This window comes from Caulobacter sp. GW821-FHT10A10 (assembly GCF_059415745.1).
Genome location: NZ_JBWKNV010000001.1, coordinates 883070 through 907776 on the forward strand (window position 1 = coordinate 883070; position 24707 = coordinate 907776).

Sequence of the window (24707 nt, forward strand, 5' to 3'; positions counted from 1 at the left end):
ACTCAGCTCCCGGGCGGACGGTTCTTCGGTGACGCTTACCCGTTGTCGGAGTGCTTTCGATGACCACCCGCGCGTTCGAGCTGCAAATGCTGGGCTACGGCCTGACCACGGCCCAGATCTGCTACCACCTGCCCGACCATCCGCACCTGCTGCAGCTCTATGTCTGGCAGGAGTACGACCTGGCCCCGAAGTTCCCCACCCTGAAAGGCTTCCTCGACTTCTGGAGCCGCGAGCTCGACGGGGTGCTGCATTCGGTGCAGGTGGCGCACAACCGGCTGATCGGTCCCACCGAGTGGAAGGCGGTCAACGGGGTCTTCACGCTCCAATGAAGGTTGCACGGGGTTGCGCTGAGGCCTTCCCCACCGTAACTCCCCGGCCATGACCACCAAGGCCAAGATCTGCGGGCTCTCGACGCCGGAGACGGTGAAGGCCGCCTTCGACGGCGGCGCGGCCTATCTGGGCTTCGTCTTCTTCGCCAAGAGCCCCCGCAACGTCACGCCCGAAGCCGCCGAGCGGCTGGTGCAGCCGGTGCGCGGCCGCGGCGTGCAGACCGTGGCCGTCACCGTCGATCCCGACGACGCCCTGGTCGACCGCCTGATGGCCACGATGCGCCCCGACCTGATCCAGGTGCACGGCAAGGAGACGCCCGCCCGCGTCCGCGAGATCGCGCAGCGCAGCGGCGCCGGGGTGATCAAGGCCTTCTCCGTCTCTTCGTCGACCGACGTCGACCAGGCCCGCGCGTTCGAGACCGTCGCCGAGCAGTTCCTGTTCGACGCCAAGCCGGTGGAAGGATCGGCCCTGCCCGGCGGCACCGGCGCAAGGTTCGACTGGAGCCTGCTGGAAGGCCGGCGATTTTCTCGCCCGCATTTCCTGGCCGGGGGGCTCGATCCCTGGAACGTGGCCGAGGCCGTGCGCGCCTCCGGCGCCCCGCTGGTGGACGTTTCCTCTGGCGTGGAACGCGGTCCCGGCCTAAAGGACCCGGCTCTCATCACGGCGTTCCTGGACGCCGTAAAGCGCGCCTGAACTCTGGAAGTCGCCCGTGAACGCTCCCGCAAAGCCTAACGACTGGTCCGCCTATCCCGACGCCAAGGGGCGCTTCGGCGACTACGGCGGCCTCTATGTGGCCGAGACCCTGATGCCGCTCGTGCTCGAGCTGGACCGGGCCTACACCGAGGCCAAGAACGATCCGGAATTCCAGAAGGAGCTGCGCGGCTACCTGACCCACTATGTGGGCCGGCCGAGCCCGCTCTATTTCGCCGAGCGCCTGAGCAAGCATCTCGGCGGCGCCAAGATCTACTTCAAGCGCGAAGAGCTGAACCACACCGGCGCGCACAAGATCAACAACTGCATGGGCCAGATCCTGCTGGCCCAGCGCATGGGCAAGACCCGGATCATCGCCGAGACGGGCGCTGGTCAGCACGGCGTGGCGAGCGCGACGGTCACGGCCCGCTTCGGCCTGCCCTGCGTGGTCTATATGGGCGCCGTCGACGTCGCCCGTCAGAAGCCCAACGTCTTCCGCATGAACCTGCTGGGCGCCGAAGTGCGTCCGGTGACCTCGGGGGCCGCGACCCTCAAGGACGCCATGAACGAGGCCATGCGCGACTGGGTCACCAACGTGGCCGACACCTACTACATGATCGGCACCGCCGCCGGCCCGCACCCCTATCCGGCCATGGTCCGCGACTTCCAGGCCGTGATCGGCAGCGAGACCCGCGAGCAGATCCAGGAACTGGAAGGCCGCCTTCCCGACGCCGTCGTCGCCTGCGTGGGCGGCGGGTCGAACGCCATCGGCATGTTCCACCCCTTCCTCGCCGACGAGACGGTGAAGATCTACGGCGTGGAAGCGTCCGGTCATGGCCTGGACACCGACAAGCACGCCGCCTCGCTGACCGGCGGCCGCCCGGGCGTGCTGCACGGCAACAAGACCTACCTGCTGCAGGACGACGACGGCCAGATCATCGACGCCCACTCGATCAGCGCCGGCCTCGACTATCCGGGCATCGGTCCGGAGCACTCGTTCCTGCACGACATCGGCCGCGCCCAGTACCTGACCTGCACCGACGACGAGGCCCTGAAGGCCTTCCAGCTGTGCGCCGAGCTCGAGGGCATCATTCCGGCCCTGGAAAGCGCCCACGCCCTGGCCAAGCTGCCGCAGCTGGCCAAGGAAATCGGCGAAGGCGGCGTCATCGTGCTTTGCCTGTCGGGCCGCGGCGACAAGGACATCTTCACCGTGGCCGACGCCCTGGGACGGACGATCTAATGACGACCAGCTATCGCGACGGCACGCGCCTGGAACGCGCCTTCCAGCGGGAAAACGACCACCGGGCCCTGTTCGTCGCCTACATCATGGCCGGCGACCCGGACCTGGAGACCTCGTTCGAGCTGCTGACGGGCCTGGCCGAGCACGCCGACGTCATCGAGTTGGGCATGCCCTTCTCGGACCCGATGGCCGAGGGCCCGACCATCCAGCTGGCCTCGCAGCGCTCGCTGGCCGCCGGCACCAAGATGCGCGACGTGCTGGGCATCGTCCGCCGCTTCCGCGAGACCAACACGGTCACGCCGATCGTGCTGATGGGCTATCTGAACCCGGTGCTGTCCTACGGCTTCGAAGCCTTCGCCAATGACGCGTCCGACGCCGGCGCCGACGGCGTGATCATCGTCGACTGCCCGCCGGAAGAGGCCGACGCCCTGACCGACGCGCTGGAAGCGGCGAAGATGAACCTGATCCGCCTGGCGACGCCGACGACCGACGACGCGCGCCTGCCGGCCGTGGTCAAGCGCACCTCGGGCTTCATCTACTACGTCTCCGTCGCCGGCGTGACCGGCGTGCTGGAAGCCGACGCCGACGCGGTGGCCAAGCCGGTCGGGCGCCTGCGCGCCGCCTCGGGCCTGCCGGTGGCGGTCGGCTTCGGCATCAAGACCCCCGAGCGCGCCGCCGAAGTGGCCCGCGTGGCCGACGGCGTCGTCGTCGGCTCGGCCCTGGTGGACGAAATCGCATCGGCGGCGAAACTGAACGAAAACGTGACCCAAAAGGTTCTTTCCAAGGCGTCGGAGCTGGCTAAGGCTGTGCGATCGGCGCGAGTCGGAACGGCATGAGGCTTTAAGGCTATGGCTATGGCTGAACCCCAAGGCCCCAAGAAGGGCGACAAGGCCAAGACCTCGACCGACCGTCGCGGCGGCTGGCTGTCTCGGATCGCGCCCGGCGTGCGCGGCGCCTTCGCCAAGCGCGAGACGCCCGAGAACCTGTGGGTCAAGTGCCCCGACACGGGCGAGATGATCTATCGCTCCGACCTGGAGGCGGCCCTGTGGGTCACCCCGGCCGGTCGCCACATGCGCATCGGTCCCGAGGCGCGCTTCAAGTTCACCTTCGACGACGGCGAATACGAGGCCCTGCCGACCCCGTCGGTCGTGGAAGACCCGCTGAAGTTCTCGGACGGCAAGCCCTACAAGGACCGCCTGGCCGCCGCCCGCAAGAGCACCGGCGAGCAGGACGCCATGGCCATCGGCTACGGCAAGATCGCCGGCGTAGACGCCGTGGTCCTGGTCCAGGACTTCGCCTTCATGGGCGGCTCGCTCGGCATGGCCGCCGGTGAAGGCTTCATCGCCGCCGCCAAGGCCGCCCTGGCCCGCGAAGTGCCGTTGATCGCCTTCACCGCCGCCGGCGGCGCGCGCATGCAGGAAGGCGCCCTGTCGCTGATGCAGATGGCCCGCACCACCCTGGCCATCAACGAGCTGAACGACGCGGCCCTGCCCTATGTCGTGGTCCTCACCGATCCGACCACCGGCGGCGTCACCGCCTCCTACGCCATGCTGGGCGACGTGCATCTGGCCGAGCCGGGCGCCCTGATCGGCTTCGCCGGTCCCCGCGTCATCGAGCAGACCATCCGCGAGACCCTGCCGCCGGGCTTCCAGCGCTCGGAATACCTGGTCGAAAAGGGCATGGTCGACCGCGTCACCGCCCGCAAGGACCTGCCCGAGACCCTCGGCTCGATCCTCGGCACCCTGATGCTGGGCCGTCGCAAGGCGGCTTGATTTAGCTCCTCCCCCGCCTGCGGGGGAGGGGGACCGGCGAAGCCGGTGGAGGGGGCGGCGGCGCGCACCGCACTCCGTCCCTCGCCCCCTCCGTCACGGCGCTGATAGCGCCGCGCCACCTCCCCCGTTGCACGGGGGAGGAGCTTTCGGGGCTCCCATGACCGACCACCTCCGCGCCCACGACGCCGCGCTGGAGCGCCTGCGGGCGCTGCACCCGCTGAAGATCGACCTGTCGCTGGACCGCATGCGCCGGCTGTGCGCGGCGCTCGACAACCCGCAGGACCGCCTGCCGCCGGTGATCCACGTGGCCGGCACCAACGGCAAGGGCTCGACGGTCGCCTATCTGCGCCACATGGCCGAGGCCGCGGGGCTCAAGGTCCACGTCTTCACCTCGCCGCACCTGGTGCGCTTCGTCGAGCGCATCCGCCTGGCCGGGACGCTGATCACCGAGGCCCACCTGGCCGACGTGCTGGAGCGTGTGGAAGCCGCCAACGCCGGCGAGGCCATCACCTTCTTCGAGATCACCACGGCCGCGGCCTTCGTCGCCTTCGCCGAGACCCCGGCCGACCTCTGCATCGTCGAGGTGGGGCTGGGCGGCGTGCTCGACGCCACCAACGTGATCGCCCAACCGACCGTCAGTGTGATCGCCCCGATCGATCTGGATCACCGCGAGTTCCTCGGCGACACCATCGAGCAAATCGCCGTCGAGAAGGCCGGCATCATCAAGCCGGGCGCACCGGCCGTCAGCGCTCGCCAGCAAGACTCGGTGGACGGCGTGCTGGAGACCGCCGCCGCCCTGGCCGGGGTGGAGCTGACCCTGATGGGCCGTGACTTCGACGCCTGGGAGGAGCGCGGCCGCCTGCTGGTGCAGACAGAGGATCGCCTGCTCGACCTGCCCGCTCCCGCCCTGCCCGGCGAGCACCAGTTCGCCAACGCCGGCCTCGCCGTCGCCGCCCTGCTGGCCCTGGATGATCCCCGGATCGACGAGGCGGCCATGGGCCGGGGGATCGCCGGCACGGTCTGGCCGGCCCGCTTCCAGCGCCTGACGGCCGGCCCCTACGCGGAAGCCGCTCAAAGCGCCGGAGCCGACCTCTGGCTCGACGGCGGCCACAACCCGCACGCCGGCCGCGCCGTGGCCCGCGCGGTGGCCGATCTGGCCGCCCGCGACGGCCGCCCGGTGGCGCTGATCTCGGGCCTGCTGGCCAACAAGGACGCCACCGGCTTCTTCGGCGCCTTCCGGGGGATCGCGACCAAGGTCTTCACCGTCACCTTCGAAGGCCACGCCGCCGCCAGCGCCGCCGAAACCGCCGCCGCCGCCGAACTGGCCGGCCTGCGCGCCGCCGCCTGCGACGGGCTGGACGACGCCCTCAGCCGCGCCCTGGCGCTCGACCCCGTCCCACACGTGCTGATCTGCGGCTCGCTCTACCTTGCGGGAGAAGTACTGGGCGCGAGCGAGGCGACCTGGCCCAATTGATCCCTCTCTCTTTGAGAGAGGGCGGGGCCCATGGCGAAGCCATGGGAGGGTGAGAGGTTACACCCTATCCGAACGAGGCTCGGACGAGAAAGCCTGACCTTCAGCAACAGCGAAGACACGCAGCCTCAAGCGCGGCGCCACAACGCCCGTCGGGAGGGATCGAGGGTCACCGGCCAACGGTGAAACCTCTCACCCTCCCACCGCTTCGCGGCGGCCCCCTCCCTCTCTCAAAGAGAGAGGGATTGTCGTCAGAAATTCCGCACCGAGATATCCGGCACGCTCAGCACGCCGGCCTCGCCGCTTTCGTCGCCCCAGGCCAGGCGCGAGCCGTCGGCGTTGACCGACAGGCTGCTGATCGGGGCGCCCTTCTCGGCCTTCAGGGTCTCGATGCGGCCCGAGCGCATGTGCGCGGCCCAGACGCGGCCGTTGTCCTGGCCGGCGATCATCACCGGCAGGGCGTCGATGCCGGCCACCTGCACCACCAGCGAGTCGCGCGAGAAGCCGATCTCGGCGGCTTCCTTGCCCATCGGGCCGCTGGCGCCGGCGAACGGCCAGATCACCGCGCCGTTGGCGCCGGCCGTGGCCAAGAGATTGCCCTTGTCGAAGAAGTCCAGGCTCTTGATCTTGGCCGGATAGCCGCCCATCCGCATGTCCTTGCCGTCCGACAGGCGCCAGCCGTGCAGCTGGTTTTCCTGCATGGCCGAGACCAGGAACTTGCCGTCGGGGCTGTAGGCCAGGGCCACGTGGCTGCCGGCCCACTTCATGACCGTCGGCTTCTGGTCGGCGATGCGGCTCCACCACAGCGACACCCCGCCGTAGCCGGCCGCGGCCAGGCGCTTGCCCTTGGGATCGAAGGCCACGCCCGAGACCGTCTTCTCGTGGACATAGGTGCGGCGGAACTCGGCGTCGGCCGAGTCCAGCACATGCACTTCCTTGCCGGCGGTGAAGGCGATCAGGCCCGAGGCGGCGCTGGCCGTCACGTGCTCGATCCACTTGCCCTTCACCTCGGCCAGCAGGGTGGCCACGACCTCGTCGCCCTCGACGCGGCTCCAGACCACGCGGCCGTCGTCGCCGCCGGTCACCAGGCCCCGGCCCGAGGGGTGCACGCAGGCGGCCAGCACGGCCCCGCCGAGCGGTCCGCCGTGGGCTTCCACGGTGACGAAACCGCCCTCGGCCTCGAATCGGACGGTGCCGTCGCCCAGGGCGAATCCGGCGCGTCCGGCGCGATCGAACAGGGCGGCGGTGACGTAGGCGTCGAAGGAAAAGATCATGCGCGGGGGCTTAGCGCGGCCTGGATGCGAACGCTAGTCGCGCGGGGCGCGAAGCCTGGCGCCCAAAACGCTCTTCCGAACGGCGTTAGGCCAAAAAGACTCACAAAAGGGGTTGCCATTGCGGCGCGTCGTCGGGCTTTACTTCCGCGCTCGTCTGCGCCAGACGTGGCATCTAACAATTTCTGGACCGCCTGGGGGCGGTCCCCGGGAGACAGTCAGGCTATGGCGGCTAAACTTGCTGGCGGCGGCGGCGGTCGCTACTCGCTGAACCAGAATTCAGAAATCAACGTCACGCCCTTCGTCGACATTCTGCTCGTTCTGCTGATCATCTTCATGGTCGCCGTGCCGATGGCCGTGACCTCGATCAAGATCGACCTGCCGCCGGCCGTTCCGCCGCCCCCCGGCGCGCCGAAGCCGAAGGAACCGGTCTTCATCTCGATCCAGAAGTCGGGCGCTCTGTTCATCGCGGACAAGCAAACCAGCCTCGACAACCTGCAGTTCGACCTGGACGCCAAGTTCACCGCCCAAGGCCAAGCCGGCCCGAAGGACGATCAGCGCGTCATGATCCGCGCCGACGCCGACGTCATGTACGCCGACTTCATGGGCGTGCTGAACCAGCTGCAGACCGCTGGCTGGTACAAGGTCGGCCTCATCAACGAAGACATCCACTAAGGATCTTCGGCGACAGCCAAACAGACCAAGGGCCGGCCGCGAAAGCGACCGGCCCTTTTTCTTGTCCGCTTTTCAGGAAAACCCCGATGCCCGACGCCAAGACCTGGATCGCCTTCGCCCTGGTGTGCCTGGGCATGGCCCTGACTCCGGGGCCGAACATGCTCTATCTGGTCAGCCGTTCGATCTGCCAGGGACGCTGGGCCGGGATCGTGTCGCTGGTCGGCACGGCGGCGGGCTTCATCGTCTATCTGGTCTGCGCGGCGCTGGGCATCACCGCCCTGCTGATGGCAGCCCCGATCGCCTACGACATCCTGCGGTTCGGCGGCGCGCTGTATCTCGGCTGGCTGGCCTGGCAGGCGATCAAGCCGGGCGGCCAATCGCCCTTCCAGGTGCGCGAGCTGCCCAAGGACCCGCCGGCCAAGCTGATGGCCATGGGCTTCCTGACCAACCTGCTCAATCCCAAGGCGGCGATGCTCTATCTGTCGCTGCTGCCGCAGTTCATCGACCCCAGGCACGGGGCGGTGCTCAGCCAGTCGCTGCTGCTGGGCGGCACCCAGATCGCCGTCAGCCTGACGATCAACGGCCTGATCTGCCTGGCTGCCGGTTCGATCGCGACCTTCCTGGCGACCCGCCCCAGCTTCGCCCTGGTCCAGCGCTGGCTGATGGCCAGCGTGCTGGGCGGCCTGGCGGTTCGAATGGCCACCGAGGCGCGCCGCTAGGTTCGAAACCTGGCAGCAGCCTGTCGGCGGGACGTTCCCAGCCGGCTCCAACGGGCCTATCTAGCCCGCCATGAGCGATTTCGACGACGAGGACGAGACCCAGGGCCGCCGCCGGGCGCTGTCCAACACCCAGGTGCTGGGCTTCCTGGCGCGCTTCTGGCTGCGCCGGAAGTTGATCTTCGCCGCCGGGGTGGTGCTGACCCTGATCGCGGTGGGCTTCGACGTGGCCCTGCCGACCGCCGCCGAGCACCTGGTCAATGTCGTGGTGGCCGGCGAGAAGTCGCGCGCCTGGGGGGCCTGGGCCGTCTTCGTCGGCGTCTACCTGGCCTTTTCGCTGATCCGCAACATCGCCCACCGGTTCTGGATCCCGCTGGCCGCCCGCAACATGGAGGAGATGACCAACGAGGGCTTCGCCCGCGTCCAGGCCTTCTCGTCCGACTGGCACGCCGACAGCTTCGCCGGCGCGACGGTGCGCAAGCTGACCCGCGCCATGTGGGGATACGACAGCGTCACAGACGCCTTCACGATCTGGCTGGTGCCCAGCATGATCGTGCTGCTGGGCCTGTCGGGCGTGATGCTGGTCAAGCAGCCGCTGGCCGGCGCCATCTCGCTGGTCGTGGTGCTGCTGTATCTGTCGGTGAACCTGTGGATCACCGAGCGCTATGTGCGGCCGGCCAACCTGAAGTCCAACGCCCTGGATTCCGCCATCGGCGGGGCCCTGGCCGACGCCGTGACCTCCAACCCGACCGTGAAGGCCTTCGGCGCCGAGGATCGCGAGACCCAGCGCCTGGCCCAGGTCACCGCCGCCTGGCGCGACGCGGTGATGGTCACCTGGAACCGCTTCACCGACGTCTGGCTGGGCCAGAACCTGTTGCTGGTCGTGCTGCAGGCGGGCCTGACCGGGGCCATGGTCTGGTCGTGGATGCGCGGCCAGGCGGGCGCCGGCGACATCGTCGCGGCCATGACGGCTTTCCTGCTGATGAGCGGCTATCTGCGCAACATGGGTGAGAACATCCGCATGCTGCAGAAGGGCATCGACGACTCCGAGGACGTCGCGGCCTGGTCGAAGCTGCCGCCGCAGATCGCCGACGTCGCGGGCGCGCCCGACTTCGTCGCCGGCCCCGGCGCCGTGGCCTTCCAGGGCGTGACCTTCGCCTACCGCAACGCCGGCGCACCGCTCTACGACCGCTTCTCGCTGGACATCGCACCGGGCGAGAAGGTGGCCCTGGTCGGCCCCACCGGCTCGGGCAAGTCGACCTTCGTCAAGCTGATCCAGCGCCTGCACGACCTGCAGGGCGGGCGGATCCTGATCGACGGCCAGGACGTGGCCAAGGTCACCCAGGGCTCCCTGCGCCGCGCCATCGCCGTGGTGCCGCAGGACCCGGCCCTTTTCCACCGCTCCCTGCTCGACAACATCGCCTACGGCCGCCCCGACGCGACCTTCGACCAGGTGGTGGAGGCCGCGAAAAAGGCCCGCGCCCACGACTTCATCCTGAAGCTGCCGCACGGCTACGACACCCTGGTGGGAGAGCGCGGCATCAAGCTGTCGGGCGGCGAGCGCCAGCGCGTGGCCATCGCCCGCGCCTTCCTCACCGACGCCCCGATCCTGGTGCTGGACGAGGCCACCTCGTCGCTCGACGTCGAGACAGAGGCCCTGGTCCAGGAGGCCGCCGAGGCCCTGATGCAGGGCCGCACCACGATCGTCATCGCCCACCGCCTGTCGACCGTGCGCGGCGCCGACCGCATCCTGGTTTTCCAGAACGGCCGCGTCGTCGAGGAAGGCCGCCACGCCGAACTGAAGGCGGCCGGCGGGGTCTATGCGCGGCTGAACGCGGTCAGCGAGGGGGCGGCTTAGGCCGCGAGGCCAGGGCTTCCTCCGCCGTCACGTTGCAGGCGTCGCCCTGCGGCCGGATCTCCATCCGGATGTCCCCGATCACCACGTCGCGCAAGGGCGAGGGCGCGGTCGTCGCGGTCCCGTCGGAGCCCTCCAGCACCGCGGCGATATCGGCCACCCGGCCACAACGGCTGGACGCGTAGCCGACCTTCTTCCAGCGACCGTCGCGCAGCTCGAAGACGTCGAGCGCCGCGCCGCTCGACAGCAGCACCTCCTCGGTCCCGTTCGCATCGACGTCGAGCAGCAGGGCCGAACACGGCTTGGCGGCGAAGCGGCACGGCGAGTCGCTCAGATCGGCCAGGCCCTCGAAGCCGTTCGGCAGGGTCCGGCCCTTGGGATAGACGATCACTTCGGCCAAGGGCTCGGCCTTTCCGGGCGCAGGCCCGGCCGCCTCGCGGGCTAGGCCGGCCTTGGCCGCCTTGGCGACGGAGGCGTCGGGACCGGCCGCCAGGCGCTTCAGCGCGTCCAGCCCGAAACGGCCGCTGCGGAAGCGCAGGAAGTCGTAGTCGAAGTCCTTGGCCTTGACCCTGCCAGCTTCCAGCCGCGCCACCTGATCGTTCACCGACAGCCGGCGGGGATCGGCCAGGGGCGTCACCAGGGCCAGCAGCACGGCGATGACCACGAAGGCCATGCCGATGTTGGTCGCCTCCAGGGTCTTCATCCAGGCGCCGGGCCGCACGGCGGCGACCGCGTAGCCCAGGGCGTAGCCGGCCGCCACCAGCACGCAGGCGGCGGCGATGATCCGATCGGTGCTGAGGCCGTGCTGGCCGATGCGCAAGGACAGGCCGTAGGCCGCCAGGGCGACGATCGGAACCAGCAGCAGGCCCGCCAGCCGCGCCGCCCACTTCAGCACCACGGCCGTCGCCTCGTTCCCGTCCTGGTAGGCGGCGTTGGTCAGCAGGGTCAGGAAGGCGGCGGCGACCAGCAGGCTGGCCGTGGCGCTGCGGGTCTTCCACAACGGCTCCAGACCCGTGAACGGCAGGGTCAGCAGGAAGGCCCCGGCGATCAGCACCATCAGCGGCAGCAGCCAGGCCAGCAGGGTCAGGGCCACGGTCCGCACCCCGCGCACCAGGCCGGCGCGCACGTCGGTCAGCTGCACGGCCGCGGCGAATATGGTGGTGGTGGCCGGGATGGCGAACAGCTTGGTCTGGATGATCGTCTCGATGGCCCCGACGCCGATCAGCTTGAACAGCACCGCCGCCAGCCACAGCAGCAGCCAGAAGGCGCCGGTGAAGCCAGCCGCCAGCGCCAGCTGCACCCCGTGCTTCCAGGTGATGTCGAAATAGCTGGCATAGCCGGCGATCGGCCGCCGCTCGATGTCGGCCGGCTCGACCAGATGATGGCCGATGAAGATCAGGGCGGCCACGCCCAGGAAGCTCAAGGGTCCCAGGCCGTTGACGCCCGAAGCCGACGGATCGCCGCTCCACACGCCATAGGCGCCGACCCCGGCCGCGAGCAGCACGACCACCGCCTTCCAGGCGGCCAGGCTGCGCCAGCGCATGGTCGACAGGCCGGCCAGCACCACGAACGGCGCGAACAGCACGGCCAGCAGGAAGGCCGCATAGACCATCGGCTGGCCGTCGGGCCAGAACTTGCGCTCATCGGCCTGGTACAGCCAATAGAGCAGCAGACCCTGGGCCAGGCCCGTGATCAGGCGCAGCACCGCCGCCCGGCGGACGGCTCGCGGATCGGCTTCGACGGCTTGATCGGTCATCGACGGACTCCTGCAACCTTCGAGCAGCAGAGATCACGCCCCGCGTGCGGCGCCTAGGACGAAGCCTGGCCTGCATCCTTTCTCCACGCGCGCTCGACGCCCCCTTCACCACCTTGCCCCGACGCACCGCGACTTCTAGGTTCCGCCGCGTTCCAGGAGTTCTCCCCGCCCATGGCCTATCGCTCGCTTCGCGAATTCATCGACGTGCTGGAGGCCCAGGGCGAACTGGTGCGGGTCAAGGAGCCGGTCTCCTCCGTTCTCGAAATGACCGAGATCCAGACCCGCCTGCTGGCGACCGGCGGCCCGGCGGTTCTGTTCGAGCACGTGCTGCTGCCCGACGGCAGCCGCTCGTCGATGCCGGCTCTGGCCAACCTGTTCGGCACGGTCAAACGCGTGGCCATGGGGGTCACGCTCGGCGGCGAGCCGCGCACCACCGCCGGCGAGCTGCGCGAAGTCGGCGAGCTCCTGGCCTTCCTGCGCCAGCCCCAGCCGCCCAAGGGCCTGAAGGACGCCATCGACATGCTGCCGCTGGCCAAGACGGTGCTGTCGATGCGCCCGGGCACGGTGAAGAAGGCGCCCGTGCAGGAGGTCGTGCTGACGGGCGACCAGATCGACCTCTCCAAGCTGCCGGTGCAGACCTGCTGGCCGGGCGAGCCGGCGCCGCTGATCACCTGGGGCCTGGTGGTCACCAAGGGCCCCAGCGACGACCGCGAGGACGACTTCAACCTCGGCATCTACCGCATGCAGGTGCTGGGCAAGGACAAGGCGATCATGCGCTGGCTGGCTCACCGCGGCGGCGCCCAGCATTACGCCCGCCACAAGAAGGCCGGCAAGAAGGAGCCCCTGCCCTGCGCCGTGGTGCTGGGGGCCGATCCCGGCACGATCCTGGCCGCCGTGACGCCGGTGCCCGACACGCTTTCGGAATACCAGTTCGCCGGCCTGCTGCGCGGCGCCAAGCTCGACCTCGTGCCGGCCAAGACCGTTCCGCTGATGGTGCCGGCCCAGGCCGAGATCGTCATCGAGGGCCACGTCCTGCTCGACGAGCACGCCGAGGAAGGCCCCTACGGCGACCACACCGGCTACTACAACAGCGTCGAGACCTTCCCGGTCTTCCAGGTGACCGCGATCACCATGCGCAAGGACCCGATCTACCTGACCACCTTCACCGGCCGTCCGCCGGATGAGCCCTCAGTGCTGGGCGAGGCGCTGAACGAGGTGTTCATCCCGCTGATCCGCCAGCAGTTCCCCGAGATCGTCGACTTCTGGCTGCCGCCCGAGGGCTGCTCCTACCGCATCGCCGTGGTGTCGATGAAGAAGGCCTATCCGGGCCACGCCAAGCGGGTGATGCTGGGCGTGTGGAGCTACCTGCGCCAGTTCATGTACACCAAGTGGGTGATCGTCGTGGACCACGACATCAACGCCCGCGACTGGAAGGACGTGATGTGGGCGATCAGCACCAAGATGGATCCCGCGCGGGACATCACGGTGATCGAGCACACCCCGATCGACTATCTCGACTTCGCCAGCCCGGTCAGCGGCCTCGGCTCCAAGATCGGCCTCGACGCCACCGACAAGTGGGAGCCCGAGACAAATCGCGAGTGGGGCGAGGAGATCCGCATGGACCAGGCCGTGGTCGACGCGGTCAGCGAGAAGTGGTCGCGCCTGGGCCTGCCGGGCGAGGGCAAGCCGATCTGGAAACCCAAGCCGTGAAGCTGAAGAGCGTCGCGGAACTTGAGACCATCCTGGCGGCCGCGGCCTCCGGCGGCGGCTCGGACCTGCTCGACCGCGACGCGCTTCTCCAGCTGCTCGGCTACGCCAAGGCCAAGGCCCAGGTGGTCTATGGCGTGGAGGTGTTCGAGCTTCGCGACGGGCTGGAGATACCCCGCGTGGACCTGACGCTGGTCGGCGGCGACCTGATCCGGGAAACCCAGGCTCTGTCGTTCGAGCAGCGTCTGGCCCACATCGACGAGGCCGTGCGATCCACGATCTCAGCGGCCGACGAGACGTCAGCGCCGTGCGGGTTCGTCGTCTGGCTGGAAGAGGCCGAGGCCTGGCGAGAGGGAGCGGCAGGCTAGGGGGCGGATGGTGCGCGCCCTGCCGTCGTGTTATTACTCTGTTGGAACGGAGTAGGTCATGTCCTCGGCTATCCGCAAAATCGGCAATTCGGCGGGGGTGATCCTGCCTAAGCCCGTGTTGGAGACACTCGGCGCCAAGCTCGGCGATCGCATCAATTTTGTGGCCGAGAATGGCCGGGTCTTCCTCTCGCCCGTAAAGGCTGACCCGCGCGAGGGCTGGGCCGAGGCGGCGAAGGCCATTGCCGCCGAAGGGCTGACCGAAGAGGAACGGGAGTGGCTGGACGCGCCTCTGACCGACGATAAGGACTGGGTGTGGTAACGCGCGGCGATATCTGGCTGGTTCGGCTGGATCCGACTGTCGGCAGCGAAATTAGGAAGACACGCCCGTGCGTGGTGGTGTCCCCCGACGGGCTGAACCATCTGCCCGTTCACATCGTCGTGCCAATGACGACGGGAAGCCGCCCATCCCCTTTTCGGCCGCTGGTGGAGTTTGCAGGGAGACGTGGTCTTCTGTTGCCCGACCAGATCAAGTCGGTTGATCGGGAACGGATGTTGCGCAAGGTCGGAACGTTGGAGCAAGCCGTCCTTTCGGAGCTTCTCGATATCCTAAGGCGCGTCTTCGAAGACTGACCGCTTGTCGCATGCCTGGGCATGGTGAAGGAAAGGGCTCATGCGAAGCATCCTTCCGATCGCCACCGCCGTCCTTCTGCTGTCCGCGAGCGCTGCCATGTCTCAAGCCCAGACTCCGCCCAACGTCGCCCCCTGGGACGAAGCCTTCCTGCCGCCCGCGCCGCACTGGCAGGGCGCCAGCCAGGCGCTGATCCGCGACAAGGCCGATCCGTGGGTCACCGCCTTCGAGGCCGATCCCGAACACGACTTCTCGCCGACCTACGCCGACACCCGCGCCTGGTTCGACCGGCTCGACAAGGCGACCAAGCTGGTGCGCGTCGAGGACTTCGGCGTCTCGCCGGAAGGCCGGCCGATCTTCGCGGTGATCGCCAGCAAGGACGGCGACAAGCTGGATCCGAAGAAGCCGCTGCTGCTGGTGCAATGCGGCATCCACCCGGGCGAGATCGACGGCAAGGACGCGGGCATGATGCTGCTGCGCGACATGGCTTTTCACGGCAAGGACGGCCTGCTCGACAAGGTCAATCTGGTGCTGATCCCGATCCTGTCGGTCGACGGTCACGAGCGCTCGGGTCCCTATTCGCGGCCCAACCAGCGCGGGCCGCGCATCCAGGGCTGGCGCAACACCGCCACCAACCAGAACCTCAACCGCGACTTCATGAAGCTCGACCAGCCCGAGATGCAGGCGCTGAAGCGGCTCCAGGCCAGGTACCACGCCGACCTTTACGTCGACGTCCACGTCACCGACGGCATGGATTACCAGTACGACGTCACCTACGGCTACAACGGCGAGGACGGCGTCTGGTCGCGCTCGCCGGCCACCGCCAAGTGGCTGGACGAGGCCTTCAAGCCGGCCATGAACCAGAGCCTGGAGGCCGAGGGCCATATCCCCGGCGAGCTGGTGTTCGGCGTCGACGAGCGTAACCCCAAGGCCGGCCTGTCTGACGGCGGCCTGGGCGAGCGGTTCTCCAACGGCTGGGGCTCGGCCGCCCACGTGCCGACCATCTTGATCGAGAACCACAGCCTGAAACCCCACGCCCAGCGGGTGCTGGGGACCTACGTCTTCATCGAGACGGCGCTGAAGCTGCTGGCGCAGAAGGGCGACACGCTGCGCACCGCCGTCGCCGCCGACAGCGCCCTGCGCCCGGCCACCATCCCGGCCAACTTCGTCGCCGACGACAAGCCGACCACGACCCGCGCCTTCAAGGGCATCCGCTACGAGACCTATGACAGCGTCGCCTCGGGCAAGACCGAGATCCGCTGGCTGGGCGAACCGGACCCCGAACTCTGGCAGCTGCCGTTCTACGGCTCGCACCCGACGCTGCAGCTGGCCCGTCCCAAGGCCTACTGGGTGCCCAGCTATCGCGCCGACATCATCGAGCGGCTGAAGCTGCACGGGGTGAAGGTCGAGACGCTCGACGCACCCAAGGTCATCCCGGTCGAGATGCTGCGCCTCGTGGACCCCACGCTCGCGCCCCGCGCCAACGAAGGCCACGTGCAGATGAGCGTCGAGCAGGTGACCACCGAGGCCCGCGACTGGACCTTCCCCAAGGGCTCGGTGCGCGTGCCCACCGACCAGCCGCTGGGCGACCTCGTCGTGCTGCTGCTCGAGCCGCAGTCGAGCGAAAGCGTCTTCGCCTGGGGCATGGTCCCCGAGGTGCTGAGCCGCGTCGAATATATCGAGCCCTACGCCATCGCCCCGCTGGCCGAGAAGATGATGGCCGCCGATCCGGCGCTGAAAGCCGAGTTCGAGGCCAAGCTGGCCGCCGACCCCAAGTTCGCCGCCGACCCCGACGCGCGCCTGGCCTGGTTCTACAAGCGCACGCCCTTCTACGACCAGCGCCACCTGCTCTACCCCATCGCCCGGGAGAAGTAGGGCGGCGGCTCCTTGATCCCTCTTCCATAGGGAGAGGGAGGGGCCCGCCGCGAAGCGGTGGGAGGGTGAGGGGTTACACCGTCAACAAGCAAATCCGAAAAGGCGGCCAACCGCGAAAAGCAGCAGCCTGAAAGCCCCGCGCTTCATTCTGCAAGTTTGTTACCTCTCACCCTCCCACGCCTTGCGGCGCGGGCCCCTCCCTCTCTCAAAGAGAGAGGGAGCAGATCAAACCTCCCACGGCCGCTCCGCCCCATACCGCGCGACCAGCGCGTCCACCGCCGCCCGCAGCTTGGCGCTCGGATACGGCGTACGCGGCCAGACCAGGTTCACCGGCAGGGGACTGTCGAACACGCCGTCGAGCACCGTCTCCAGCCGGCCGGCGGCGAGATCCTCGGCAACCACCCAGCGGGGGACCATGGCGATCCCGGTTCCGGCTCGCGCCGCCTCGGCCAGGACCAGGGCGTCGCCGATCCGCAGGCGGCCGTCGACCGCCAGCAGCCGCGCTGTCCCGTCCGTATCGGCATAGGGCCAGGGCGTCGGGCGGCCATCGCGGGCCTCGACCAGGCAGTCGTGACCCAGCAGGTCCTCGACCGTCTTCGGCCGACCTCGCGCCTCAAGATAGGCCGGCGTCGCGCAGACTACGCGCCGCTGCACGCCCAGCGGCCGCGCCACCAGGCCCGCGCGGTCGTCGAGGTCGCCGATGCGCACCGCCAGGTCCACGCCCTCGGCCGTCAGGTCCACCGCCCGCGCGCCGAACGTCACCTCCAGCTTCAGGGCCGGCCAGCGCGCGGCCAGTTCCAGCAGCACGGGCATGACGAAGGCCCGGCCGAGCAGCGGCGGCAGGGCCACGCGCAGCAGGCCCGACGGCTCGCCCCGGCCCTGCAGCAACTCGGCTTCCGCCTCGGCCAACCCCGCCAGGGCCGCGACGCAGCGGGCGTGGAAAACGCGGCCGTCCTCGGTCAGGGCGACGCTGCGGGTGGTGCGGGCCAGCAGGCGCACGCCCAGCCGGGCCTCCAGCCGCTGCACCGCCTTGCCCACGGCCGAGGGCGACAGGCCCAGCGCCGGCGCAGCGGCGGCGAAACCGCCGTGCTCGGCCACGGCCACGAAGGCCCGCACGCCGCCATAGCGGTCGAGGGAGGGGAGTAAGATCATTCCCGCACTGAAGTCCGGAATAATCGGAATTCAAGTCGTTTCCGTCGTGCTCGTCCGCCGCCTAGCCTTCCGGCCATGCAGTACGATGGAAAGACCCTGGTGGTGATCGGCGGCGGCTCGGGGATCGGGCTGGCCACCGCGAAGGCGTTCGTCGATGGCGGCGGCCGCGTGGTGATCGGCGGACGCTCGGCCGACCGGCTGGAGGCGGCCCAGCAGCAGCTCGGCCCCAACGCCCAGGCCGCGACCATAGACCTCTTCGACACGGCCTCGGTCGCGCGGTTCTTCGCCCCCCTCGACCACATCGACCACCTGTTCACCCCGGCCGCGACCTACACGATCGCCCCCTTCGACCATCCCGACGAAGCGGCCCATCGCCTCGCCGTTCGACGGCAAGTTCTGGGGCCAGGTGCGCTGCGTCCGCGCCGCCGCGCCGAAGCTGTCGCCCGACGGTTCGGTGGTGCTGATGTCCGGCGCCGCCAGCGCCCGGCCACCGAAAGGCGCGGCCCTCTACGCCGCCGCCAACGGCGCGATCGAGGCTTTCGGACGCGGCCTGGCGGTGGACCTCGCGCCGGTGCGGGTCAACGTCGTCGCCCCCGGCACGATCGACGGCGACCTCTGGGCGCGCCGTCCCGCCGAGGCGCGCGAGGCCGCCTTCGCCGGTCAGACGGCGGGTTCGCTGGTCGGCCGCCCCGGCGGCGAGGCCGAGATCGCCCAGGCGGTGCTCTTCCTGCTGAGCAACGGCTTCACCACCGCAACCACCCTGTTCGCGGACGGCGGCTACAGCCTGCGCTGACCCCACACTCAACCTTACGCCACGTTACCAGTTGCCTTCCGGGCGGAAGCCGGGCCCATATGCGGCCCCGCTTTCTGTTCCGAAGGGTCCGCGCCATGGACGTTTCCGCCGCCGGCCACGCCGCCGCCCTCTGGGCCGGCCTGCACGTCTTCCTGCTGCTGGTGCTGTCGCTGCTGGTCGTGCGCCTGCGCCAGAAGCACAAGGTGGCCCTGGGCGACGGCGGCGTGCCGGAGCTGGCCCAGGCCATCCGCGCCTTCGGCAACGCCAGCGAATACATCCCCACGGGCCTTGGCGTGCTGGCGGTGCTGGCCGTGGTCGGCGCGCCGATCATCGCCGTGCATGGCGTCGGCTTCGTGCTGTTCGCCGGCCGCCTGATCCACGCCGTGGGCCTGTCGCGCAGCGGCGGGGTGTCGATCCCGCGCGCCGTCGGCATGATCTGCACCTGGCTGGCCTATGTCTTCGGCGGCGTCATCCTGCTGTTCTACGCCATTCCCTGAATTTCACGGGGCCGGCGGCGCTTGCTCCGCCCGCCCCGGCTCGTCATAAGGCCCCATGGACGAAAACCTGTTGCATGACGTCGTCGCCGCCGCGCGCAAGGCCGGGGCCGACGCCGCCGAGGCCGTGTTCGCCGAGCGCCAATCCCTGTCGGTGGGCGTACGCCTGGGCGAGCTGGAGGAAGTCGAGCGCGAGGAGGCCAAGGACCTGGGCCTGCGCGTCTTCGTCGGTCGCCGCAGCGCCACCGTCTCCGGCTCCGACGTCAGCCCCGAGGCCCGCGCCAAGCTGATCGAGCGCGCCGTGGCCATGGCCCGCCTGGCCCCCGAGGATCCCTACGCCGGCTTCGCGCCTCGCGACCGCCTGGCCAAGGGCCCGTTCCCCGAGCTCGACCTGGTCGACGCCTACGAACCCACCGCCGAGACCCTGGAAACCCAGGCCCGCGAGGCCGAAGAGGCCGCCCGCGCGGTCGAGGGCGTGACCAATTCCGACGGCGGCTCGTCGAGCTGGAGCTCCACGGCCTGGCGCCTGGTCACCAGCGACGGCTTCTCGGGCCTGCACGCGGCCACGGGCTTTGGCCTCTCGGCTTCGGCCATCGCCGGCGAGGGCGCGGGCATGGAGCGCGGCGGCGAAGGCCGTTCGGTGCGTCACGCCGAAGACCTGCCCACGCCCCAGGCCATCGGCGACAAGGCCGGCCGTCAGGCCGTCTCGCGCCTCAACGCCCGCAAGATCGGCTCGACCACCGCCCCGGTGATCTTCGAGAACCGCCTGGCCATGTCGCTGATCGGCCCGCTGATCGGCGCCATCTCCGGCCCCTCGATCGCCCGCGGCACCTCGTTCCTGAAGGACAAGCTGGGGCAGAAGATCTTCGCCGCCGGCGTGCAGCTGACCGAAGACCCGCACCGCGTGCGCGGCCTGGGCTCGGCCCCGTTCGACGACGAGGGCGTGGCCACCGTGCATCGCGCCCTGATCGACGACGGCGTGCTGACCACCTGGCTGCTCAACAGCGCCAGCGCCCGCCAGCTGAACCTGGAGACCACCGGCCACGCGTCGCGCGGCTCGGCCGGCCCGCCCGGGGTCTCGACCCACAACCTGACGCTCGAGCCGGGCGAACTCGATCTGGCCGGCCTGATGGGCCAGGCCAAGGACGGCCTGTTCATCACCTCGATGTTCGGTCCGTCCCTGAACGGCAACACCGGCGACTGGTCGGTGGGCTGCTCGGGCTTCTGGTTCGAGAACGGCCAGATCGCCTATCCGGTCACCGAGATCACCGTGGCCGGCAACCTGATCGACATCTACGGCCGGCTGGTCGTGGGGTCCGACCTGGAGATCCGCGGGGCCAGCAACAGCCCGTCCCTGCTGGTCGACGGCCTGGCGATCGCGGGCAAATGATGAGCGACCTCGACCTGATCCTCGACGCGGCCCGCGAGGCCGGCGCCCTGGCCCTGAAGGCTCGGGAAGGCGGCGTGAAGATCTGGTCGAAGGAAGGCGGCTCGCCGGTCACCGACGCCGACCTGGCCGTCGACGCCCTGCTGAAGGAGCGCCTGCGCGCCGCCCGGCCCGACTACGGCTGGCTGTCGGAGGAGACGGTCGACGATCCGACCCGGCTCGACACCGCGCGCCAGTTCGTGGTCGATCCGATCGACGGCACGGTGGCCTTCATGAAGGGCCGGCCGTGGTTCGCCGTCTCGGTGGCCGTGGTCGAGAACGGCCGCCCGATCGCCGGCGTCGTCCACGCCCCGGCCCTGGATGAAACCTATGCCGCTACCCTCGGCGGCGGCGCGACCCTGAACGGCGCGGCCATCGCCCCCAGCCCGACCGAGGCGCTGGACGGCTCGGCCATGCTGGGCGACGCCAAGATGTTCGCCCACCCGGCCTGGCGCACGCCCTGGCCGCCGATGCGGATCGAGGCCCGCAACTCCATCGCCTATCGGGTCTGCCTGGTGGCGGCCGGCGCCTTCGACGCGGCGATCGCGCTGAGCCCCAAGAGCGAGTGGGACCTGGCGGCCGCCGACCTGATCTGCGACGAGGCCGGAGCGTTGCTTACCGATCACCTCGGCCGAAAATTCGCCTACAACCAGCCGAATCCGACGGTTCCGAGCTTGGTTTGCGCGAATAGGGCGCTTCACCCGTTGATCCTGTCACGCGTCGGGCATATCGACCTGCCATAATCATAATCTACCGCAGGATCGTGCTCCCCCATGTCCGACAAGCAGCTTCTTCATCTCGTGATCGGCGGCGAACTGAAGGATGTCGCCGGAACCGAGTTCCGTGACCTCTCGAAGGTGGAATTCGTCGGCGCCTACCCGACCTACAACGACGCCCACGCCGCCTGGAAGGCCAAGGCGCAGGCCACGGTCGACAACGCCCACGCCCGCTACTTCATCATCCACGCCCACAAGCTGCTGGATCCGAGCGCGGCTTGATCTGAGAGAACCTCCCCCTCTGGGGGAGGCGGCCCTTAAGGCCGGTGGGGGGACGTTTTCAGCTGCCGAGGCGTTGGCCGTCTCAGCAGCTACGCCCCCCTCCGATCGCTTCGCGATCACCTCCCCCACAGGGGGAGGTTCCTTCCTGCCTACTCCCGCCGCAGCAGCTTGTCGGTCAGCACCTTGCCGAGCATGCCGGCGCGGAAGGTCTTCTTCATCGCCACCGGATCGTAGTCGTCGCTGTCCACCCACTGGGTGAAGGTCAGGCCCTTGGGCGCGCCGCGCTCCAGGTACTGGTCGAAGGTGTAGTCGAGCACGCCGGTGTTGCCCTCCTTGATGTGGAGGTAGCGGCCCGACAGCTGCTTCTTGGCCTCCTCGATCGGCAGGCCCAGGCGATAGTGGGCGTAGAGCACGCTCATGATGCCCGCCCGGTCGGCTCCCGACTTGCAGTGGATCAGGGCCGGGTACTCGATCGTCTCGAACAGTTCCCTGGCGCCGTGCACCCGCTGGCGGATCGGCACCTCGCGCGAGGTGATGGTGAAGTCGACCATCTTCATGCCCAGGCGCTCGCAGGCGTCCTTCTCCAGCGCGTAGAAGCTGCCGTCGAAGCCGCCGCGCAGGTTCACCACCGTCTTGATGCCCTGCTTCTTCCACCAGGCCAGCTGGAACGGCCAGGGCTGGTTGGTGCGCACGAGCTCGGGGCTGACCCAATGGGCGTTGGTGAAGCCCACGCGCAGATAGGCGTGATCGTTCCACATGTAGTGGAGGTAGGTCTTGAAGCGCCCCCAGCGCGTGGAAAGGTCGAAACCGGCCAAGTGGCGATCCTCTGAAAACGCGCCTAGATAGGGCCCACAGGGGATTATTGCAAAACCCCGTGTCGTTTGGCCCAGCACTGATGCGCGGGCGTCCTTGACAGCCCCCTTTCGAAATCCGACCCCTCGCCCATGACCGACGCCGCCGAGACCGAGCTTTCCAACCGCGCCCTGGCCGCGCGGGTCTGGCGCGACTATCTGCGGCCGCGCTGGAAGGGGCTGGCGGTGTCGGTCGTGACGGCCGCCGCCGTCGCCTATCTGACCTCCAGACTGCTGTATCTCACCGGGCCGGCCGTCGACGACCTGATCGGCCATCCCAAGCCCGGGGCCCTGTGGGCGATCCCGCTGACCATCGTCGGCATCGCCGTCGCGCGCGGGATCTGCCAGGTGATCCAGGCCCGGGTCATCAGCGCCATCGGCAACGGCCTGGTCGGCGACGTGCAGGTCGCCCTGTTCGGCAAGCTGGTGCGGGCCGACCTCTCGCGCCTGCGCGGCGCCCATTCGGGCTCGTACGTCGCCTCGATGCTGTACGACGCGGGCCTGATCCGCGAAGCGGCGACCACCGGCGTCATCAACTACGTGCGCGAGGCCCTGATCGTGGTCGGCGCCATCGTGGCCATGCTGCGCTACGAGCCCGTCCTGACCGTGGCCGTGCTGCTGATCGCGCCGCTGGTCAGCCTGATCACCCGGCGGTTCTCGAAGAAGACCAGCAAGGCCGCCAAGGGCGCCATGGGCGAGACCTCCAACCTGTCGACGGCGATCATGGAGAGCCTGGACGGGGTCAAGATCGTCAAGATGGAGAACCGCGAGGCCTATGAGCAGGCCCGCGTCGCCGAGGTGGTCGATCGCCGCCAGAAGCATCTGATCAAGGGCAGCAACGCCAAGGCCATGGCCGCCCCGACGACCGAGACCTTCACGATGATGATCGTCGCGGCGGTGTTCTTCTACGCCGGCTGGCGCGCGCTGGGCGGCGGCATCACGCCCGGCGACTTCCTGGGCTTCCTGGGCGGCCTGCTGGTCGCCGGCCAGTCGCTGCGCCAGGTTTCCAACCTGCAGACCGTGTTCAGCGAAGGCTTCACCGCCGCCCGCCGGCTGTTCGCCGCGCTGGACGTCGAGCCGGCCATCGTCGATCCCGCTGACGCCAAGGCCCTGCCGGCCGGCGACGGCTCGGTGAGCCTGGACCATGTCGACTTCGCCTATGGCGAAAACGCCCCGGCCCTGTCGGACGTGTCGCTGACCGTGCGCCGGGGCGAGACCGTGGCCCTGGTCGGCCCCTCGGGCGGCGGCAAGAGCTCGATCCTGAACCTGATCCCGCGCTTCTACGACGTGACCGGCGGCGTGGTGAGCATCGACGGCCACGACGTGCGCTCGGTGACCCTGGCCAGCTTGCGCGACCGCATCGCCCTGGTGACCCAGGAGCCGTTCCTGTTCGACGACACCATCCGCGCCAACATCGCCTACGCCAAGCCGGACGCGACGGACGCGCAGATCGAGGCCGCCGCCGCCCAGGCCGCCGCCCACGACTTCGTCAGCGCCCTGCCCGAGGGCTACGCCACCCGGGTCGGCGAGGCCGGCGCGCGTCTGTCGGGCGGCCAGCGCCAGCGCATCGCCATCGCCCGGGCCTTCCTGAAGAACGCCCCGATCCTGCTGCTCGACGAGGCCACCAGCGCGCTCGACACCGAGAGCGAGGCCCTCGTGCAGGCGGCGCTGGAGCGGCTGATGGCCGGCCGCGCGACGATCCTGATCGCCCACCGCCTGTCGACCGTGAAGCACGCCGACCGCATCTACGTCATCGACAAGGGCCGCGTCGTCGAGACCGGAACCCACGCGGGCCTTGTCCGCGCCAAGGGCCTCTACGCCCGCCTGGCCAAGGCCCAGGACCTCGACCACGCGCCTGACGCCCCCTCAGAGGAGACCGCCTCTTGAGGCCCCTGCGCTCGCCCATCGTCATCAAGATCCTGTCGTCGATCTTCGCCGGCTATTCCAAGCTGGTGTTCGCCACCCTGCGCATGACCATCGAGGGCCAGGACAAGGCCGAGGGCGTGTGGGCGCAGGGCCGCACCCAGGGCACGGGCGCGATCCTGTGCTTCTGGCATTCGCGCATCCCGCTCTCGCCGCTCAGCTGGCCGCAGAGCCCGGCCCGCCAGGACATGCGCGCCCTGATCTCGCTGTCCAACGACGGCGAGTTCATCGCCCGTACGGTCGAAAAGCTCGGCTTTCCCTCGATCCGCGGCTCGTCGGCCAAGAAGTCGGATCTTGGCAAGAACAAGCACGGCGAGCAGGCCTTCCGTGACATGATCAAGTGGGTGAAGGACGGCGGCGGCATCGCCATCACGCCGGACGGCCCGCGCGGTCCGGCTGAGCACATGGAAAAGGGCACCCCGACCCTGGCCCGCTTCACCGGCGCGCCGGTGATCTTCGTCGGCCTGGCCGCCAAGCCCTGCATCCGTCTGGGCTCCTGGGACCAGACGCTGATCCCCCTGCCCTTCGCCAAGGCCGCCATGGTCTGGGACGGCCCCACCGGCGCGGGCCGCGGCGACGATCCCGAGGCGCTCGTGGGCGAGTGGGAGGCCCGGCTGTCGGCGGCGACGCGGCGGGCTGAGGAGATCGTGGGCCTATAGGAACCTCCCCCTGTGGGGGAGGCGGCCGAAGGCCGGTGGGGGGCCGTTTTCAGGTTC

Annotated in this window: 25 protein-coding genes and 1 pseudogene; 22 read left to right on the forward strand and 4 right to left on the reverse strand. The window is 69.5% G+C overall.

Annotated features, from left to right (window positions below; translation table 11 throughout):
• Positions 1–59 precede the first annotated feature (59 nt).
• The 6 genes from AC07NS_RS04200 (at position 60) to AC07NS_RS04225 (ending at position 5506) form a co-directional block, all read left to right on the forward strand.
• Positions 60–329, forward strand: coding sequence for an usg protein (locus tag AC07NS_RS04200; protein WP_494601663.1), 270 nt, complete (start codon positions 60–62; stop codon positions 327–329).
• 49 nt (positions 330–378) lie between these two features.
• Positions 379–1023 carry a phosphoribosylanthranilate isomerase gene (locus AC07NS_RS04205; protein ID WP_494601664.1) on the forward strand — a complete coding sequence of 215 codons (645 nt, stop codon included), beginning with the start codon at positions 379–381 and terminating at the stop codon, positions 1021–1023.
• A 16-nt stretch (positions 1024–1039) separates the two neighbouring features.
• Entirely contained in the window at positions 1040–2260 is a 1221-nt protein-coding gene (trpB, locus tag AC07NS_RS04210; RefSeq protein ID WP_494601666.1) for a tryptophan synthase subunit beta, read from the forward strand.
• Positions 2260–3096, forward strand: coding sequence for a tryptophan synthase subunit alpha (trpA, locus tag AC07NS_RS04215; RefSeq protein WP_494601668.1), 837 nt, complete (start codon positions 2260–2262; stop codon positions 3094–3096). Before trpB ends, trpA begins: the two co-directional genes overlap by 1 nt.
• Positions 3097–3108: 12 nt before the next feature.
• Positions 3109–4032, forward strand: coding sequence for an acetyl-CoA carboxylase carboxyltransferase subunit beta (locus AC07NS_RS04220; RefSeq protein ID WP_494601670.1), 924 nt, complete (start codon positions 3109–3111; stop codon positions 4030–4032).
• A gap of 157 nt (positions 4033–4189) precedes the next feature.
• Positions 4190–5506 (forward strand): bifunctional folylpolyglutamate synthase/dihydrofolate synthase, encoded by a 1317-nt coding sequence (locus AC07NS_RS04225; protein WP_494601671.1) that lies wholly within the window; start codon positions 4190–4192, stop codon positions 5504–5506.
• A 248-nt stretch (positions 5507–5754) separates the two neighbouring features.
• On the opposite strand, the gene AC07NS_RS04230 is transcribed toward AC07NS_RS04225, so the two are convergent.
• Positions 5755–6777: a WD40 repeat domain-containing protein gene (locus AC07NS_RS04230; RefSeq protein WP_494601673.1), complete on the reverse strand. Its 1023-nt coding sequence runs from the start codon at positions 6775–6777 to the stop codon at positions 5755–5757.
• Between the two features lie 222 nt (positions 6778–6999).
• On the opposite strand from AC07NS_RS04230, the gene AC07NS_RS04235 reads away from it, so the two are divergent.
• The 3 genes from AC07NS_RS04235 to AC07NS_RS04245 all read left to right on the forward strand — a co-directional run bounded on the left by AC07NS_RS04235 (position 7000) and on the right by AC07NS_RS04245 (position 10023).
• On the forward strand, positions 7000–7449 hold the full coding sequence (locus AC07NS_RS04235) for a biopolymer transporter ExbD (RefSeq protein WP_494601675.1): 450 nt from the start codon (positions 7000–7002) through the stop codon (positions 7447–7449).
• Between the two features lie 86 nt (positions 7450–7535).
• Positions 7536–8168, forward strand: coding sequence for a LysE family translocator (locus AC07NS_RS04240; protein WP_494601677.1), 633 nt, complete (start codon positions 7536–7538; stop codon positions 8166–8168).
• 70 nt (positions 8169–8238) lie between these two features.
• Positions 8239–10023: an ABC transporter ATP-binding protein gene (locus AC07NS_RS04245; protein WP_494601679.1), complete on the forward strand. Its 1785-nt coding sequence runs from the start codon at positions 8239–8241 to the stop codon at positions 10021–10023.
• Here AC07NS_RS04245 and AC07NS_RS04250 read toward each other — a convergent pair.
• The gene (locus tag AC07NS_RS04250) at positions 10004–11776 is read right to left on the reverse strand and encodes a DUF4153 domain-containing protein (RefSeq protein WP_494601681.1); all 1773 of its coding nucleotides are present in this window, start codon (positions 11774–11776) and stop codon (positions 10004–10006) included. The genes AC07NS_RS04245 and AC07NS_RS04250 overlap by 20 nt on opposite strands.
• A 171-nt stretch (positions 11777–11947) precedes the next feature.
• Between AC07NS_RS04250 and AC07NS_RS04255 the strand changes: the two genes are divergently transcribed.
• From AC07NS_RS04255 to AC07NS_RS04275, 5 genes are read left to right on the forward strand one after another with little or no spacing between them, the layout of a single operon-like run.
• A complete protein-coding gene (locus AC07NS_RS04255) occupies positions 11948–13486 on the forward strand; it encodes a UbiD family decarboxylase (RefSeq protein WP_494601683.1) in 1539 nt (512 codons plus the stop codon).
• On the forward strand, positions 13483–13851 hold the full coding sequence (locus AC07NS_RS04260; protein WP_494601685.1) for a hypothetical protein: 369 nt from the start codon (positions 13483–13485) through the stop codon (positions 13849–13851). Before AC07NS_RS04255 ends, AC07NS_RS04260 begins: the two co-directional genes overlap by 4 nt.
• A 58-nt stretch (positions 13852–13909) precedes the next feature.
• A complete protein-coding gene (locus AC07NS_RS04265; RefSeq protein ID WP_494601687.1) occupies positions 13910–14170 on the forward strand; it encodes an AbrB/MazE/SpoVT family DNA-binding domain-containing protein in 261 nt (86 codons plus the stop codon).
• Positions 14164–14481, forward strand: coding sequence for a type II toxin-antitoxin system PemK/MazF family toxin (locus tag AC07NS_RS04270; RefSeq protein ID WP_494601689.1), 318 nt, complete (start codon positions 14164–14166; stop codon positions 14479–14481). The genes AC07NS_RS04265 and AC07NS_RS04270 overlap by 7 nt, the downstream gene beginning before the upstream one ends.
• Positions 14482–14521: 40 nt before the next feature.
• Positions 14522–16354 (forward strand): M14 family metallopeptidase, encoded by a 1833-nt coding sequence (locus AC07NS_RS04275; RefSeq protein WP_494601691.1) that lies wholly within the window; start codon positions 14522–14524, stop codon positions 16352–16354.
• Between the two features lie 225 nt (positions 16355–16579).
• On the opposite strand, the gene AC07NS_RS04280 is transcribed toward AC07NS_RS04275, so the two are convergent.
• The gene (locus AC07NS_RS04280; protein ID WP_494601693.1) at positions 16580–17506 is read right to left on the reverse strand and encodes a LysR family transcriptional regulator; all 927 of its coding nucleotides are present in this window, start codon (positions 17504–17506) and stop codon (positions 16580–16582) included.
• Positions 17507–17581: 75 nt separating this feature from the next.
• Here AC07NS_RS04280 and AC07NS_RS04285 point away from each other — a divergent pair.
• The 6 genes and pseudogenes from AC07NS_RS04285 to AC07NS_RS04310 form a co-directional block, all read left to right on the forward strand.
• Positions 17582–17797, forward strand: a pseudogene (locus AC07NS_RS04285) (SDR family NAD(P)-dependent oxidoreductase); the annotation flags it as partial.
• A gap of 79 nt (positions 17798–17876) precedes the next feature.
• Complete coding sequence (locus AC07NS_RS04290) at positions 17877–18299, forward strand: SDR family oxidoreductase (protein ID WP_494601868.1); 423 nt, start codon at positions 17877–17879, stop codon at positions 18297–18299.
• A 95-nt stretch (positions 18300–18394) separates the two neighbouring features.
• On the forward strand, positions 18395–18796 hold the full coding sequence (locus AC07NS_RS04295) for an MAPEG family protein (protein WP_110121118.1): 402 nt from the start codon (positions 18395–18397) through the stop codon (positions 18794–18796).
• Positions 18797–18851: 55 nt separating this feature from the next.
• Positions 18852–20183 carry a TldD/PmbA family protein gene (locus AC07NS_RS04300; RefSeq protein WP_494601694.1) on the forward strand — a complete coding sequence of 444 codons (1332 nt, stop codon included), beginning with the start codon at positions 18852–18854 and terminating at the stop codon, positions 20181–20183.
• Positions 20183–20962 (forward strand): 3'(2'),5'-bisphosphate nucleotidase CysQ, encoded by a 780-nt coding sequence (locus AC07NS_RS04305; RefSeq protein ID WP_494601696.1) that lies wholly within the window; start codon positions 20183–20185, stop codon positions 20960–20962. Before AC07NS_RS04300 ends, AC07NS_RS04305 begins: the two co-directional genes overlap by 1 nt.
• 30 nt (positions 20963–20992) lie before the next feature.
• On the forward strand, positions 20993–21217 hold the full coding sequence (locus AC07NS_RS04310) for a DUF4170 domain-containing protein (protein ID WP_494601698.1): 225 nt from the start codon (positions 20993–20995) through the stop codon (positions 21215–21217).
• Between the two features lie 149 nt (positions 21218–21366).
• Here the strand turns inward: AC07NS_RS04310 and AC07NS_RS04315 are convergent, their stop codons facing one another.
• Positions 21367–22032 (reverse strand): protein tyrosine phosphatase family protein, encoded by a 666-nt coding sequence (locus tag AC07NS_RS04315; RefSeq protein WP_494601700.1) that lies wholly within the window; start codon positions 22030–22032, stop codon positions 21367–21369.
• A gap of 129 nt (positions 22033–22161) precedes the next feature.
• Here AC07NS_RS04315 and AC07NS_RS04320 point away from each other — a divergent pair, with 129 nt between their 5' ends.
• Together AC07NS_RS04320 and AC07NS_RS04325 are read left to right on the forward strand one after the other, a co-directional pair.
• Positions 22162–23955, forward strand: coding sequence for an ABC transporter ATP-binding protein (locus tag AC07NS_RS04320; protein ID WP_494601701.1), 1794 nt, complete (start codon positions 22162–22164; stop codon positions 23953–23955).
• A complete protein-coding gene (locus AC07NS_RS04325) occupies positions 23952–24650 on the forward strand; it encodes a lysophospholipid acyltransferase family protein (protein ID WP_494601703.1) in 699 nt (232 codons plus the stop codon). The genes AC07NS_RS04320 and AC07NS_RS04325 overlap by 4 nt, the downstream gene beginning before the upstream one ends.
• The last annotated feature ends 57 nt before the right edge of the window (positions 24651–24707 follow it).